General features: G+C 39.0%; 14 protein-coding genes. 12 read left to right on the top strand and 2 right to left on the bottom strand.

Annotated features, from left to right (window positions below):
* Positions 1–40 precede the first annotated feature (40 nt).
* The 4 genes from pepF to GVV20_RS07385 all read left to right on the top strand — a co-directional run bounded on the left by pepF (position 41) and on the right by GVV20_RS07385 (position 3343).
* Positions 41–1840 carry an oligoendopeptidase F gene (gene pepF, locus GVV20_RS07400; protein ID WP_159740642.1) on the top strand — a complete coding sequence of 600 codons (1800 nt, stop codon included), beginning with the start codon at positions 41–43 and terminating at the stop codon, positions 1838–1840.
* 117 nt (positions 1841–1957) lie between these two features.
* Positions 1958–2356 (top strand): helix-turn-helix domain-containing protein, encoded by a 399-nt coding sequence (locus GVV20_RS07395; RefSeq protein ID WP_159740643.1) that lies wholly within the window; start codon positions 1958–1960, stop codon positions 2354–2356.
* A gap of 2 nt (positions 2357–2358) precedes the next feature.
* Positions 2359–2706: a hypothetical protein gene (locus tag GVV20_RS07390; RefSeq protein WP_159740644.1), complete on the top strand. Its 348-nt coding sequence runs from the start codon at positions 2359–2361 to the stop codon at positions 2704–2706.
* 133 nt (positions 2707–2839) lie between these two features.
* Positions 2840–3343, top strand: a complete 504-nt coding sequence (locus GVV20_RS07385; RefSeq protein ID WP_159740645.1) for a hypothetical protein — start codon at positions 2840–2842, stop codon at positions 3341–3343.
* 37 nt (positions 3344–3380) lie between these two features.
* On the opposite strand, the gene GVV20_RS07380 is transcribed toward GVV20_RS07385, so the two are convergent.
* The gene (locus GVV20_RS07380) at positions 3381–3776 is read right to left on the bottom strand and encodes a CoA-binding protein (RefSeq protein WP_159648768.1); all 396 of its coding nucleotides are present in this window, start codon (positions 3774–3776) and stop codon (positions 3381–3383) included.
* A gap of 72 nt (positions 3777–3848) precedes the next feature.
* Positions 3849–4814: a ring-cleaving dioxygenase gene (locus GVV20_RS07375; protein ID WP_159740646.1), complete on the bottom strand. Its 966-nt coding sequence runs from the start codon at positions 4812–4814 to the stop codon at positions 3849–3851.
* Positions 4815–5108: 294 nt separating this feature from the next.
* On the opposite strand from GVV20_RS07375, the gene nrdI reads away from it, so the two are divergent.
* The 8 genes from nrdI to GVV20_RS07335 all read left to right on the top strand — a co-directional run.
* The gene (gene nrdI, locus GVV20_RS07370; RefSeq protein WP_159635614.1) at positions 5109–5474 is read left to right on the top strand and encodes a class Ib ribonucleoside-diphosphate reductase assembly flavoprotein NrdI; all 366 of its coding nucleotides are present in this window, start codon (positions 5109–5111) and stop codon (positions 5472–5474) included.
* On the top strand, positions 5471–7585 hold the full coding sequence (gene nrdE, locus GVV20_RS07365; protein ID WP_159740647.1) for a class 1b ribonucleoside-diphosphate reductase subunit alpha: 2115 nt from the start codon (positions 5471–5473) through the stop codon (positions 7583–7585). Before nrdI ends, nrdE begins: the two co-directional genes overlap by 4 nt.
* Positions 7586–7597: 12 nt before the next feature.
* A complete protein-coding gene (nrdF, locus tag GVV20_RS07360) occupies positions 7598–8683 on the top strand; it encodes a class 1b ribonucleoside-diphosphate reductase subunit beta (RefSeq protein WP_236261760.1) in 1086 nt (361 codons plus the stop codon).
* Positions 8680–8937, top strand: coding sequence for a glutaredoxin (locus GVV20_RS07355; RefSeq protein WP_159740648.1), 258 nt, complete (start codon positions 8680–8682; stop codon positions 8935–8937). Before nrdF ends, GVV20_RS07355 begins: the two co-directional genes overlap by 4 nt.
* Positions 8938–9058: 121 nt before the next feature.
* Entirely contained in the window at positions 9059–11137 is a 2079-nt protein-coding gene (locus GVV20_RS07350) for a glutamine synthetase III domain-containing protein (RefSeq protein ID WP_159740649.1), read from the top strand.
* A 209-nt stretch (positions 11138–11346) separates the two neighbouring features.
* Positions 11347–12723, top strand: a complete 1377-nt coding sequence (locus GVV20_RS07345; RefSeq protein ID WP_159740650.1) for a dicarboxylate/amino acid:cation symporter — start codon at positions 11347–11349, stop codon at positions 12721–12723.
* A 130-nt stretch (positions 12724–12853) separates the two neighbouring features.
* On the top strand, positions 12854–13861 hold the full coding sequence (locus GVV20_RS07340; protein WP_159740651.1) for an RNA polymerase sigma factor: 1008 nt from the start codon (positions 12854–12856) through the stop codon (positions 13859–13861).
* A gap of 107 nt (positions 13862–13968) precedes the next feature.
* On the top strand, positions 13969–15550 hold a 1582-nt coding region (locus tag GVV20_RS07335), incomplete at its 3' end, for an Ig-like domain-containing protein (RefSeq protein WP_250690179.1).

Here is a 15550-nt window from a genome sequence, read left to right as displayed (position 1 = left end):
AAGCATTGGGTCATTACCCACAATAGAATAGAGGTGCAATATGTCAGATCATTATGAATTACCACTTCGTTCAGAAGTCGCAGAAAAAGATACATGGAATTTAAAACCAATGTTTGAAAGCGATGCAGCGTGGAATGAAGAATACAGTGCTATCGAAAAACAATTAGAAGAAGTTGCGTCATACCAAGGAACCTTAGGCAAAAGTGCTGAAGCACTCTTAGCAGGCCTAAAGTTTAGAGATGAATTGAGTTTCCGTTTGGAAGTCCTCTATATTTATGCACATCTAAGTTTTGATGTTGATACAACCAATCCAACATATCAAGCAATGAATGGTCGTGTACAAACACTGGCTGCAAAATTCAGCTCAAGTTTTTCTTTTTACAATACTGAAATCCTTGCTGTGGATGAATCCACCATTCGTGATTATATTGAATCAAACGACGCATTAAAACTATATACGCATGACTTTGAGAGATTGTTTAAATCACGTGCTCATATTTTGAGTGATAAAGAGGAACGTGTCCTTGCTTCTGCAGGAGAAATTTTCAATGTTCCATCCACAACGTTCGGAATGATTAACAATGCAGATATTCAGTTCCCATCAATTAAAGATGAGAATGGTAATGAAGTTCAGTTGTCACATGGTCGCTATTCCTTGTTTATGGAAAATCCAAATCGTGAAGTTCGTGAGCGTGCGTTTAAAGCGATGCAAGAAACATACGGAAATCTTAAAAATACTCTTGCAAGTACCTTATCTGGAAATGTTAAAATTCATAACTTCAATGCAAATATTCGTGGATACAAATCAGCGCGTGAAGCAGCCCTTTTTGGCAATGATATTGATGAAAATGTTCATGAAAACCTGATCAATGGAATTCATAAAAACATTAATATGCTTCATGATTATGTAACGCTACGTAATGATGCATTACAACTTGAAGATATTCAAATGTACGATATGTACGTGCCGATGGTTGAGGATGTTGATTTGAAGTTTACATATGAAGAGGCAAAAGAAATTATTCTGGAAGCATTATCGGTGCTTGGTGATGAGTACCGTTCGGTGTTGAAGCGTGCTTTTGATGACCGATGGATTGATGTCGTCGAAAATAAAGGGAAGCGCTCGGGCGCATATTCATCCGGATCATACGGAACCGATCCGTATATCCTTCTAAACTGGCAAGAAAACATTGATAACATGTTTACCTTGGCTCATGAATTAGGACACTCTGTCCACTCCTATATGACGCGTAAATACCAACCGTACATTTACGGAGATTATTCAATATTTGTGGCAGAAGTTGCTTCAACAACAAATGAGAATTTATTGCTTAACTATCTTCTTGATCAATACGAAGATCCAAAAGTACGTGCTTATTTATTAAACCATTACCTTGATACCGTCAAGGGTACGGTTTTCCGTCAAACGCAGTTTGCAGAGTTTGAGCATATGATTCACGTAGCGGACCAAGAAGGTACTGCATTAACAGCGGATTACCTAATTGATACTTACTACGCACTAAATAAATTTTACTATGGCGAAGCAGTATCTACTCAAGAAATTGGGTATGAGTGGGCACGAATTCCACACTTCTACTACAATTATTATGTTTACCAATATGCTACAGGGTTCAGTGCAGCAACGCTCTTTGCAGAAACCATTTATAATGGAGGCGACGTTGAGCCGTATCTAAACTTCTTGAAATCAGGAAGTAGCGACTATCCGATTAATGTCTTGAAAAAAGCAGGTGTTGATATGCATGAGACAACAGCAATCGATACAACACTTGAAATTTTTGGAAAACGTATGGAAGAGCTCCGTACTCTAATTATTAAGTAAAAAAAGTAACTCCAAGCGCTAATTTAGTGCATGGAGTTTTTATTTGCGAAGGGTGCAAACAATATTTGATAGATAAACAATGATGAATTCGTTAAAGTAAGGGTGGAGGTAGTTGATATGAAACTAGGTGATCGTCTGGCAAATTGTCGGAAAGAAAAAGGACTAACGCAAGAATATGTTGCTCAAGAAATGGAAGTAACCCGTCAGACTGTTTCAAATTGGGAGACAGGCCATGTAGCGCCGTCTCTGGATAAATTACATGCATTGGCGTTGTTGTATCAAACAAGTTTATACGACTTGATTGAGGGTGATACGCAGACTGTCAAGAGTCGAAGTGTTGTATCACAATGGATTGGAAAACGAGTTGATGTTGAATATCTTAGTGGTGTGGTTTTAAGTGGAACTGTCACAGATATGGATCAGCAATGGATTGTGCTGCAATTGGATAAAGGCAATGAATCAAAGGTTATTAATCTTGAGGGTGTTGGTGCAGTTGTTGCTAAGGAGGGACGTTAAAGATGATGGAGTATGTTGTTTTAATTATCTTAATCTATATCGCATATGCCCAAAGTGAATCGCTAAAAGAAAATCGCGCAGTTCGTACCATGCTTGCGCGACTTACAAATGAAAAAGATTATATTGAGAACCATCTGCGAAAGTACTTAGGTGAGACACTCGCTGTTGAATTGGAGGCGTTATACGCGCTAAAAAAGAAGACAGTAGAGGGTGGATTACAGGTAGTACAGTTTATGGATATTGATGATGAGTGGGTCTCGTTGAGAGTCTTGATGTATGATGACACATGGTGTGATGCATTGGTTAAACATGACCGCATTCTTAAAGTTCATCATAAAGTATCGATGTAACTATAACCACTCATGCTATATTTTGTGAAATCATAAGAGAGTATCTTTAAAATAAATTTAAATATGCTAAAATGGAAATGTTGAGTTAACACTATATTAAAGACAAGTTCCAGAAATGGTTGTGGGGGAAAGCATGCGTTTCTATATGTTTCGAAAAATAATGTTCGATTTTGTGTTTATGAATATACTCATAAATGGGTTCTTTTACTTTGTAGCATTCAGCACACACAAGGGTGCACTAACGATGGTGAATGTCCAATCGGATTTGTTGGTGGGGCTTATTTGGCTGGGTGTATTATGTTCGGGATTTGGTTTTTATAACACAAAGCGAGACTTACAAAATTGTAAATATGACATTGAAGCGTATCATGTACGACCAGTATATCGAAAACTCCCAAAAACGTTCCTTGGGCGTATCGCGTTCTTGACAGTTGTAGTGATAACATGTATTTATCCGTTATTTATGCCGATACCTCAGGTTCTAGGGGCGTTTGAGATTAACCATGCAATTGGACTCTTTATAAAAGCGGGAGCTTCTGCGGTTGCTGCTGGGGTCATTGGCCATGTGGTCATGAATTTGTGCATCATGGATTATCAAGACATGCAAAACGCCATCAATGCATACAGTTATAGTTAGAAAAAGCCAGTTCGATGAACTGGCTTTTTTTTTATGATTATTTCGATTCGTTTCGGGCATAGGTTGCAAGAACACAATCTTCAACAACGTTCAGTCCCAAATCATTTGCTTTGGCAACGAGTTCATCGCTAACGGTTCCAGGTTGGAGCCAAATGGTCGAAATGCCTTTCGCTTTGATGGGTTCAAGATAGTTGATCCCAATCGTTGGATTAACAACAAAGACTGCAACATCAATTGGATCTTCAATTGCTTCAATTGAGTTATAAATACGTTCGCCTTCAACTTCGGTAAGTCGGTGGTGAATGCCGCGTGTAATTTTGCCTTTGTTTTTCAGTAAAGTGTAAATTCTATAGGAAAATTTTTTCTGATCATCGGTCATGCCAATTACTGCATAATTGCTGTTTGTTGATAAAATCTCATATGATTTGTCCATAAATATACCCCTTTTCATAAGCTAAGTATAGCATACAGTTTTTGAAGACTGTGTGTATTAACACAGAATCCCTTATTTCCGGTAGTTAATTCGTTTCGTGTCAAATGGACGGACTTCAGCTTCAATGCGGTCGCGTTGTGGTTCGAGGAATGGTGGAAGGCTTAGTTTTTCTCCTAATGTTTCAATTGGTTCGTCAACTGTGAATCCGGGGGTATCGGTAGCGAATTCGTAAAGGATACGACCAACTCGTGTGTAAAGAGATTCAAAGTAGTGACGGTTTACGAAACCAGAGTTTGGATACATGCTACGGGTCATTTGGTCAATACGATCTTTGAGGTCTTCGGTTGTTTCAACACGAAGCGCAATGTGGTGAACTGCACCATAACCTTGGTACTCATCTGCAGAAGATTGATCGACGCGAACATGTATGGATGATGAGTTTCCACCTGGACCCGTTTCAAATCGTGTTGCACCATCTTCAATACCAACTTTTGTGAAACCTAAAGCATCCACTAAGAATTGTTCTTGGGTATCAATATGACGGACCGTGATTTCGATAGTTCCGAGTCCAACAATTGCGAACTCGTTTGGTACATCGCTCCATTGGTTTGGTTTTCCAGCTGGGAAACCGCCGCCAGTCTGGTCTGAGACAAGACGTAAACGGAGACCATCAATATCTTCAAAACGAAGACCTTTAACACCAAAGAGTTCATCAATAGCATCGTGTTTAACACCTTTTTCGTCAAAACGCTGCATCCAGTATTCAAGTGCTGCATCGCTTGGAACACGGAGTCCAACAGAGGTTACAGCGTTGGTTCCTCGAACGGCTTTGCTAATTCCAGGAAAATCAAAGAACGTTAAATCATTCCCAGCTGATGCTTCTTCATCTCCAAAGAATGTATGGTATGCAGAAATATCATCTTGGTTAACGGTTTTCTTTAATAAACGCATTCCGAGAACTTCGGTATAAAATTCATAGTTTTTTTGTGCATCACTTGCGATATTGGTGATATGATGCCATCCTGATATAGTTTTCATATATGTTGCTCCTTCTGGCATGTACTGCCTTGTTGATAATGCAATCATAACGAATCAAAAAATAGAGTGCAAGAAGAATGACCTAGCAAACCACTATGTTTAATTTTGTGGGTGTAATTTATGAAGAAAATTTATGTTGTTAAGGCGTTCACACACTCTGACATAACGACAATCATTAAATATTTTATGTTTCAGATTTTCATTTCTTAAAAACAAACGAAAATCTGTGTCAAGGACTCACATGTAAAAAAAATCTGTGTTTTAATACTATTAGATTTGAAGGGTGGTGAATGTATGTTAGTCGTTTTTGATAGTTTGACGGGTCAAGGTGCAAGATTTGCATCAAAACTCGAACAAAATACTATAGATATCTTAGACTATGACGGTGAGGGTAGTGAATTATTCTTGATAACACGTTCATGGGACTTTGGGAAAGTTACCGATGAAGCTGCGGAGTTTCTTGAAACATATGCAGATAAAGTGGTAGGCCTAGCAGTAAGTGGCAATCGTAATTGGGGTACAAACTTTGGAGCAGCCGGACAGAAAATTAGTGATCAATACAACATTGAACTCGTATTAAAATTTGAAGGTTCAGGCTTTAGTAAAGATGTTGAATATGTAAAAACATGGATTCAAGAATATAAGGAGGCACGTCTATGACAGCGCAAACAAAAACAAATCAAATTCCTGAGTGGGTCATTCTCAATAATCAGATCCTTGATGGTGATGGAAATATTAAAGATCTTAATAAAGATAAAGAAGCGGTTCGTTCTTATTTTTTAAATTATGTAAACAAACATACACAGTTTTTCCATTCTTTACGTGAAAAACTCGATTACATGATTGAGAATGAGTATTACGAGAAAGAATTTTTGGATAAGTATACATTTGAAGAAATTGAATCAGTTTATGATATAGCCTATGATGCGAAGTTTAGATTCCCGACATATATGGGTGCATTCAAGTTCTATAACGATTATGCAATGAAGTCAAATGATGAACGCCGTGTATTCCTAGAGCGTTATGAAGATCGACTTTCCATTATTGCGCTCTACCATGCGGATGGTGATGTAGAGACAGCACGTCGTCTTATCAAATCACTTATTGCCCAAGACTTTACGCCAGCAACACCCACACTACTCAATACAGGGAAGAAAAAACGTGGCGAATTTGTCTCATGTTTCTTATTGGAAGTAGATGATTCTTTAAATGACATTGCGCGTGTTCAAGAGTTTGCGATGCAACTTTCAAAACTGGGTGGTGGAGTGTCGATTAACTTAACTAATCTTCGTGCGAAAGGTGAAACCATTAAAGACATCCCAGGAGTCGCTAAAGGTGTCGTGGGAGTAGCAAAACTTCTTGATAATGCGTTCCGCTATGCTGATCAAATGGGACAACGTCAAGGTGCGGGTGCTGTTTACCTAAACGTATTCCACAGTGATATTGAAGATTTCCTCTCAACTAAAAAGTTGAATGCGGATGACGATGTTCGTGTTAAAACATTATCGATGGGTGTGGTTATGCCTGACAAGATGATTGAATTAGCACGCGAAGACAAAGATATGTATGTCTTCTATCCACATACTGTTTATAAAGAATATGGAATTCCGTTCTCAGATATCGCAATTGATATGGATAACTGGTATGAGAAACTTGTAGAAAATCCAAATGTTCGTAAGCGTAAAATAAACCCTCGTAAACTCTTCGATATGATTGCGCAATTACAAGGTGAATCCGGATATCCATATATCATGTATGCTGATAACGTTAATAAAGAAAACCCTCTTGCGGATCCAATTAAGTTCTCTAACTTATGTACAGAAATTCTGCAACCATCTGTTGTCTCGACATATGCAGATTACAACAATCGTGATAAAGACCAAATTGGTTTAGATATTTCATGTAACCTTGCAAGTGGACACATGGGAAATATGATTAAAAACAATACTATTGAAGAAACAGTATATGCTGCCATGGACATTATGAACTCTGTATCTGAAAAGACAAATATCGCTCATGTACCAGCAGTTGCTCGTGCCAATAATATTATGCGTTCTGTTGGTTTCGGAATTATGGGCCACCACGGCTATATTGCGGAAAATTATATTGCTTATGGTAGCGATGAAGATATCGATTTAATTGATGTATTCTTCAGTCTTGTTAACTTCTACAGTTTGAAACACTCGATGACGAAAGCACGTGAAACAGGACTTCGTTTCTATGGTTTTGAGCGTTCAAAATATGCTGATGGGTCATACTTCAATGATCGTGGACCTGTTCATGCACAAACGGATGTAGTTAAAGATATTATGAGAGATATTTATATTCCAACAGAAGAAGAATGGACACAATTAAAAGATGACGTCATGACATTTGGTCTCTATAACTCCAACCGACTAGCAGTTGCTCCAAATGGTTCAATTGCATATGTTATGAGTGCAACGCCTTCATTAACACCGATTAAACAAATTGTAGAAGAGCGTACTTACGGGAACTCGAAAACATATTTCCCAATGCCGGCATCTGATGTAGCGGGCTTTATGTATGAATCTGCATATACAATGGCCAAATATAAAGTTATTGATGTTATTGCAACAGCACAAAAACACGTGGACCAAGGAATTTCATTCGAACTATGCATTACATCAGATGAAACCACACGAAGTTTGCAAAAATACTACTTATACGCACATTACCAAGGAATTAAAACACTATACTATACACGAACACATAAATTGAGCATCGAAGAATGTATCGCATGTGCAGTTTAATTTGGGAGGGAAATGATTGATATGTTACTAAAAGAAATTGAAGCAAAAAGTGCAGTTCGCCATTACGATGGTGCAAACTGGAACGAAAATGAAGATAACTTTACACAAACGTTTTATGAACAAAATCTAAGTCAATTCTGGAGACCTGAAGACATCAGTCTTCAGCCAGATTTGAACTTGTGGGCAACCTTGCCTCAAGATGTTCGTAAAGCTTACTCACAAAACCTTGCTGTTTTAACATTCCTTGATACGTATCAAGGAGATATTGGGATGCCTGTTGTGTCACGCTCAATTGATGATCGTTTCCATCAACGTAAGGCGGTGTTAAACTTTATGGCCGCCATGGAAAATGCGGTTCATGCGAAGTCATACTCAAATATTTTTATGACATACCTGCAAAATGACGAGATTGATGAAATGTTTGCATGGACAGAAAACAATAAGAACATGCAGCGACTGCTTGCGTTGATTGTTGGTTATTATGAAGATTTGGACCGACTTACTTATAAACGTCGCTATGATGATCTAGGGACACCTGTTGATTCATTAGAATTTGATGTCGCACAGTGGAAAGCGATGGTTGCGTCCGTCTTTTTGGAATCGTGCTTATTCTACAGTGGTTTCTATTACCCACTTTATTTCTATGGACAAGGAAAACTTATGCAAGCTGGAGAGATCATTAACTTGATCCTTCGTGATGAAAGTATTCACGGGCTTTATGTTGGAAACTTGGCAATGGAAATTTATAACAAGTTTGATAAATCACTTCAAGCTGAATTGTACCAATGGCTAACAACATACCTTGACGAAATCTATGGAGAAGAAGTAGAATTAATTGAATCCATCTACGATGCAGTAGACTTGTCCCATGATGTTAAGATCTTTGTGCGTTATAATGCAAACAAAGCGATGATGAACTTAGGGTTTGATCCATATTTTGACTACGAAGAGGTAAACCCGGTCGTCTTGAATGGATTAAATACCGAGACAAAAACAATGGATAACTTCTCAATGAAAGGAAATGGGTATCAAAAAATGAAATCAGAATCACTTCAAGATGATGATTTCTCATTTGACGCTCCAAGAATTAAACGATGAGCAAAATAAAAATGTTGACACAGGACAACTGTGCTAAATGTGTTACTTTAAAGCAATTTCTAGAACTTGGTCTTCGCAACAAGTATGCGGACGATATTGAAGTTGTTAAAAAAGAAAATAATCCAGAGGCATTTATGAAGCTAGCATTAGATAACGATATTATGGCTACACCTGCATTAATTGCGGATGGCGATGTACTTCTTGATGTTGCACCTTCAAAGGTGACGGCTTTCCTCGAAAAGCATATTCAATAAAAGTAGTGGACCTGAAAGGGTTCACTTTTTTTGTGGATGTTTGCACTTTTCAGCAATTATTCCAAAAATATTTACATATTCCCGATATTTTTTTAAAATAATGCAATCAAGGAGAAAAAATATGACAAATATCATGGAAAATTTTGGAACTAAACTCTTTTCGTCGGAAAAAATGCGCAAATATATGCCGCGGCCAGTCTTTTTGAAATGGGAACGGTCGGTAAGTCAAGAAGAACCAATGGATCGTGAAACTGCTGACGCGATTGCGCACGCGATGAAGGTTTGGGCGATGGAAAATGGTGCAACTCACTACTCACACTGGTTTCATCCTATGACGGGTTCTAGCGCCGAAAAGCATGATGCATTTATTGAAGTCACTCCAAGTGGCGAAACAATTACCCGCTTTTCGGGAAAAAATTTGATCAAAGGCGAAACCGATGGCTCTAGTTTTCCGAATGGTGGGCTTCGTCAAACATTCGAGGCTCGTGGTTATACATACTGGGATGTGACCTCACCAGCATTCTTGCGTGGCCATGTTCTCTTCATTCCCTCAATTTTTATTGCTTACCATGGAGAATCATTGGACGAAAAAGCACCATTAATTAAGGCAATGGACGCATTGAGTGAACAAGCAACTCGAGTCGTCCATGCACTGGGTGATAAGTCCGTCACTTCAGTCCGTGCAATGGTCGGTTTAGAACAAGAATACTTTCTCGTAAATAGTGAAACGTTTCAGGCACGCGATGATTTAAAATTTACGGGACGAACCCTTCTTGGTCATGAAATTCCGAAAGATCAAGAACATGTTGGTCATTACTTTGGAGCGATTCCAGCGAAAGTTATCGATTACATGGAAGCGGTCAATGAGGAACTATGGAAATTAGGAATTCATGCAAAGGTTGAGCATAATGAGGTGTCCCCTGCACAGTTTGAAATTGTTGTAATCTATGCTGAGGCGAACATAGCGATTGATCAGAATATGCTCGTAATGGAAACATTAGAGCGAGTAGCGTTGAAACATAATATGAATGCATTATTGCATGAAAAGCCATTCGCAAAGGTTAATGGATCAGGAAAGCATAATAATTTTTCGCTTGTCACGGATACTGGACTCAATCTCTTCGATCCTGGCGATCGTCCTCATGAAAATGTACGGTTCTTGATTTTTGTAAGTGCTATGATTCGTGCCGTAGATACACACGCAGAATTACTCCGATTCGCGGCCTCAACTCCGGGTAATGATTATCGTCTAGGTGCAAGTGAAGCGCCTCCCGCAATTATATCAATGTTTGTGGGTCAAACCTTGGAGTCGATTCTCAATCAATTGATGCAAACGAAAGAGCTAACGCTTAATAAAGATGATCAGTACTTTAGTCCTTTAGCATCTTTGTCGGCTACGCGTAAAGATGGTGCCGATCGCAACCGAACATCACCATTTGCGTTCACAGGTAACAAATTTGAGTTCCGTATGCCGGGTTCTGCGATCTGTAGTGCTTTCGTGAATACTGTATTGTGTGCAATTCTGGCAGAGTCGCTCGAATTAGTTGCAGATGAATTGGAACAATACAAATATGTTCAGGAAAGCCGCGAGCGTGCGCTTGAAGTTTGCCAAGAAATTGTGCAAGCCCATCATCGTATCTTATTTAGTGGCGACGGTTATCATGAATCGTGGATTGAAGAAGCGTCCCGCAGAGGGCTTGCAAATGTTACGACCTATCTTGATTCGACGCACTCATTGCTCTTGGACAAGTCGCAAAATATGTTTGAGAAAACACGTGTCCTAAATCGTCGAGAATTGGAGGCGCGTTATGAAATTGCTCGTCACCGCTATGTAGAAGATGTTCGAACAGAAGCTTTAACCTTAATTCAGATGATTAATCGTCAATTACTCCCTGCTGCGATGAAACAAATTCATGCATTGATGTTACCCAACGGTACAATACTACCAGGGAACTATGCAGCAACGCGTCATGCTCAAATTGTAAATCTCAGTGACCGGATTGTGGAGAAAATCCAAGCAATGGAGCAGTTGGTTCAAGGCGTGGTAAATAAAGACCTTGATGCACAATGCCTTGTGCTTGATCGAGAAGTTGTTAAACTGTTGGCGTCGATTCGTGTTGATGCGGATCAATTAGAGACATATATGGATGCATCATTGTATCCTTTCCCAACATATAGCGATTTATTATTTCATGCATAGAAACACATCACACGTGATGTGTTTTTTTTTCGAGGAATATCGTTGCATAAAAGAGGATACTTTGGTAAGATACATACGAATCCTTTAAGTAAGCACAGAGATGTTTATAAGGAAACATACACACTAAGAAACTAGTCATGTTTTCCGTATATCTTTTCACGTTCTTATTTGATTCGAAAAGTCAGATCATACATACGGAGGTACATTTCATGGCTAAGAATCATTTTACACGTAAGATACTCATCACCCTCGCATTGGGCCTAATTGTTGGAATTGGGTTCATTTTTCTGCGTGAGTATTTAATATCAACCAATCATCAAGCACTCTGGACATCGATAGACAAATTGTTGTTTGCCGATATCAGTGCGCCAGGTAATAAAAATGCAGTCGGAATCTTCTACATAGTAAGTCAAATCTTTATGAGACTCTTACAAATTGTTTTGGTTCCACTAATCTTTACTTCTATTATTAAAGCAATTGATCATATTCGTGAGTCAAGCTTACTCAACAAGCTGGCAACAAAAGGTATTAAAAATTTTGTTTTACTTCTTACTGTTGCAGTTATTCTTGGAACAACAGTTGGTTACTTTGGTTACAGTATGGGTTGGTTCCAGTTATCGAATCTAGAATCGATTGAGCTTGCTCAAACAACGGTTAACGACAATAATCCTTTGATGATTGTCTTAAATGCCTTCAACAATAACTTTGTATCGATGCTTTCAAATAACGGAAATATCATTGCCGTAGTCGTCTTTGCACTTATCGTTGGTGTTGTCATGCAAAGTGTACGCGATCAAATCGATATCTTGCGTAAATTTATCAACGAAGTTTACATTATTACGATGAAACTACTTGAAGTCGTCATAGTTAAGTTTGGACCATTCGCAATCTTTGCATTATTAGTTAGAACGCTTGCATCCTATGGAACAAACTATCTGCAGCCAGCAATGGTCTACATGGTATTGACATCCTTAACCTTACTGGTCTTGATGTTTGTAGTCTTCCCATTAATTGTGTTGGTACGTACAGGGTTATCTCCGGTTATTTTCCTAAAGAAAATGTATAAGGTAATTGCGTTTGGTTTTTCAACATCGTCGTCTGCAGCAACATTACCCTTAACGCAAGAAACGGTAATGCATGATTTAGGTGTTGATGAAGCGATTGCTTCGTTCATCGTGCCACTTGCATCTGCAATTAATATGACAGGAACAGCCATTATGCAAATTGTCGCAACGTTATTCATAGCGTCGGTAGGAGGATATGAAGTGGGCCTTGTTCAAATGATTTCAATTATTGCGCTTGTTGTAATTGGATCGATAAGTACTCCTGCGGCTCCAGGTGCAGGTGCAGTCTTGCTCTTCACAATTATTAGTGGGATGGGTTATGTTAATCCGGAAGCACTTGCAGCTTATAGTTTTATTTTCGCAATTAACCGTCCGGTAGAAATGCTTGTTACCGCTGCAAACGTCATGGATGATGGTGTGAGTGCGTTATGTGTTGCTCATGAACTAGACATGGTTGATGAAACACTCTTTCACAAAGGGTGGGAGGCTCAAGCAACTCCGACTCCATCAATAGAATCTTAAAAGCGCTAACGCGCTTTTTTTCTCTGTAAAAGATATCTTAAGTAGGACACATAAACCTCTCACACCTTTCAAATTGATTAATGATATGGTAATAGTACACACAGAAGCACAGAGTACAGGGATAAAGGCTATGGAAAACACAAGAAGCAATGATTTGAAACAAACAAAATACGATGAATTTTTCGCAGAAATGTATGATGAAACGGTAAATTTGGTATACAGTATCGTCTATAAAATTACCAATAATCAAAATGATGTGGATGACATTGTGCAAGATGTGTATGCGCGTGCTTTTGCTCGCATACACACACTTGAAGCACCAACACTTGAAAATTTCCGTCCATGGGTGGCGACCATTGCGCGAAATTGTGCCATTGATACGCTAAAGAAACCGCGAGATATATCTGTGGAATCAATTGAAATGTTGCAATCGGAAAGTCTTGATTCCGTGAATCAAAGCCGGTTTGAACATCCCGACAAACTAGCAATGTTACAAGAACGGAATGCTCTTTTGTATGATGCAATTCAAGAATTACCAAACGATCAGCAACTTTGCATTGTTCTATTTTACTTTGAGGATCTTTCGATTAAGGAAATAGGCGAAGAATTGAATTTGAATCGAAATACCGTAAAGAGTAATCTACGTTATGGCAAAAAGAAATTAGCGCAAATCCTTCATGAAAAAACTAAAGACGGCACGAGGGTTCTCGGTGTCTTTCCGATTTTTTCTTCATATCTTCTCATTCGAATGTTGTATCAAGAAGGTTCGTCGCAGCGCCTCAAACAACGTATTGTGTGGGGAATTGGAATTGGAATGGTTATTGCGGGAGCCACTCAGTTATCCTCGAACGTAACGAATGTTCCGATTAATCCCTCTGTTTCTGAAGTCGCGGATCGTCGTGCAGATGAACTCTTCGCATGTTTGGATGTTTCATTTACTGGGCACTCGGGGAATGGACGTGCATATGCTGTTCCTGGCACCTGTTTTGATAGTGAAGGAATCGAAAATCAGATACACATTAAGCCCAATACACAGCTTCGTAATCATGCGTTTGTCGAAATCACGATAACCTACCAAAATGACGTCAGCGCATCTGTGAGTGCAACTCGGAAGTATCTTGTAAACGGACTGGAATAATATTTTCTGACTTTTGAAACTTTTTGCCGACTGATTCGTTGTATTAAGGGAGAGACACTTCCATTTACTGCATAATGGAAATTCTATCAGAAGGGGGACTTGAAAACATGAAACAAAGAATAAGTGTTGTTATGGTGATTGCTGTCAGTATTATGCTGTCACTCGCACCAGTGATTCAACCGATTGGGGCGGCTGATCGAAATGAAATTGCGTTAGAAATACTGAATGCAGAAGTAACCAATGAAAAAGGGGATGTCATTGGTTCAGCAAATCAATATACAGTTATTAAGTTTGCACTTGACTTTAAAATTCCTAACAATATCGGAAAGAAAGGTGACTACACAAACATCACCTTGCCAGATGCCCTTAAATTCGAAGGAAACAATAAATTTGAGGTGAAGGATAGTCTTGGGAATATCGTTGCGTATGCCACCGTCAATCCACTAACAAAGACTGCGGAGCTCGTTTATACAGATTATATCGAAAAGAATTCGAATATTGCAGGATCATTGGAATTTCTTACACGAATCGACACGACCACAACTCAAGTAGGTGAAACGGTTCAGATCGATATTGATATTAACGGCACGGTTATTTCTGGAGGCACGATTGATATCGAACATAATAGCGACGATCCAAACGAAAAATTCTCAAAGTACAATTGGTTCTTAAACGAAGCGGGAACTCAAATTCAAAACATTCTACGGATTAATCCATCGGGTGGGACTTTTAATGCTGCTGTTGTCTATGATGAATTGCGCACTGACGGTCTAGAGTACGATCTGACATCGTTCAAAATTTTAAAGGGAGATTGGATTCTGGATTCTCAAGGCATTTGGCGAATGGATAATGGTGTTGATGTGACGGCAGACTTCACGGTAAATATGGGAAAAGACAAGCGCTCTTTTAGTATTGATTTTGGTAAGATTATGAACTCGGATGAGTACATGGTTCAATACATCACTGCGATTTCTTATCAGCCTGTGTCGGAAGAAAAATTCGAAAACTACGCCAAACTTGAGGATACAGAGGTCATCATTAAAGAAGAGATTCGAAAGACGGTTTATTATGCTGGCGGTGGTGGTGCAAATGGGTATAACCATGGAATTAAACTTCTTAAAGTTGATATGCAAGGTAATCCACTTGAAGGTGCAACGTTTACACTAACTCGAGATCGTACGAACCAAATCGTAGCAACAGGCACTTCAGACGCGGATGGCATCGTGGCTTTTTCGGATTTACTGAAGGATGATTATACAATCGATGAAACGATTGCGCCAGAAGGTTATTTGCTTCCGGAAAGCTCGATTGCGATACCGAATGATTTTCTGATTGCTAACGGGGTCTACGAATTGACGGTGGAGAACGAGAAAATTGTACCACCGATAGAGCTAATATCGATATATGGAACCAAAACATGGGTTGATGGTCAAAGTCCACTACGCCCTGAAGCAATTATTGTACGCTTGTATGCAGACGGTACTGAAGTAACGAATGTTACACCAATCTGGACTAAAGCAGGTGATGTATGGACTTATACGTTTAAGGATGTTCCGAAAATCCATGAAGGTAAAGAAATTACCTATACCGTTACAGAAGATGCGGTACCGGGTTATCAAACATCCCAAACAGGACTCGATATTACAAATACGAAAATTGAACCACCGATAGAGCTTGTATCAATCAATG

The sequence above is a fragment of the Erysipelothrix aquatica genome (assembly GCF_009828775.2).
Lineage (GTDB): Bacteria > Bacillota_I > Bacilli_A > Erysipelotrichales > Erysipelotrichaceae > Erysipelothrix > Erysipelothrix aquatica.
This window is presented reverse-complemented; position numbering and strand designations above follow the sequence as displayed.

What these genes read in the sequence shown, in the direction of transcription:
- pepF (WP_159740642.1), top strand. Translation starts at nt 41, where the DNA reads ATGTCAGATCATTATGAATTACCACTTCGTTCAGAAGTCGCAGAAAAA.
- GVV20_RS07395 (WP_159740643.1), top strand. Translation starts at nt 1,958, where the DNA reads ATGAAACTAGGTGATCGTCTGGCAAATTGTCGGAAAGAAAAAGGACTA.
- GVV20_RS07390 (WP_159740644.1), top strand. Translation starts at nt 2,359, where the DNA reads ATGATGGAGTATGTTGTTTTAATTATCTTAATCTATATCGCATATGCC.
- GVV20_RS07385 (WP_159740645.1), top strand. Translation starts at nt 2,840, where the DNA reads ATGCGTTTCTATATGTTTCGAAAAATAATGTTCGATTTTGTGTTTATG.
- GVV20_RS07380 (WP_159648768.1), bottom strand. Translation starts at nt 3,776, where the DNA reads ATGGACAAATCATATGAGATTTTATCAACAAACAGCAATTATGCAGTA.
- GVV20_RS07375 (WP_159740646.1), bottom strand. Translation starts at nt 4,814, where the DNA reads ATGAAAACTATATCAGGATGGCATCATATCACCAATATCGCAAGTGAT.
- nrdI (WP_159635614.1), top strand. Translation starts at nt 5,109, where the DNA reads ATGTTAGTCGTTTTTGATAGTTTGACGGGTCAAGGTGCAAGATTTGCA.
- nrdE (WP_159740647.1), top strand. Translation starts at nt 5,471, where the DNA reads ATGACAGCGCAAACAAAAACAAATCAAATTCCTGAGTGGGTCATTCTC.
- nrdF (WP_236261760.1), top strand. Translation starts at nt 7,598, where the DNA reads ATGATTGATATGTTACTAAAAGAAATTGAAGCAAAAAGTGCAGTTCGC.
- GVV20_RS07355 (WP_159740648.1), top strand. Translation starts at nt 8,680, where the DNA reads ATGAGCAAAATAAAAATGTTGACACAGGACAACTGTGCTAAATGTGTT.
- GVV20_RS07350 (WP_159740649.1), top strand. Translation starts at nt 9,059, where the DNA reads ATGACAAATATCATGGAAAATTTTGGAACTAAACTCTTTTCGTCGGAA.
- GVV20_RS07345 (WP_159740650.1), top strand. Translation starts at nt 11,347, where the DNA reads ATGGCTAAGAATCATTTTACACGTAAGATACTCATCACCCTCGCATTG.
- GVV20_RS07340 (WP_159740651.1), top strand. Translation starts at nt 12,854, where the DNA reads ATGGAAAACACAAGAAGCAATGATTTGAAACAAACAAAATACGATGAA.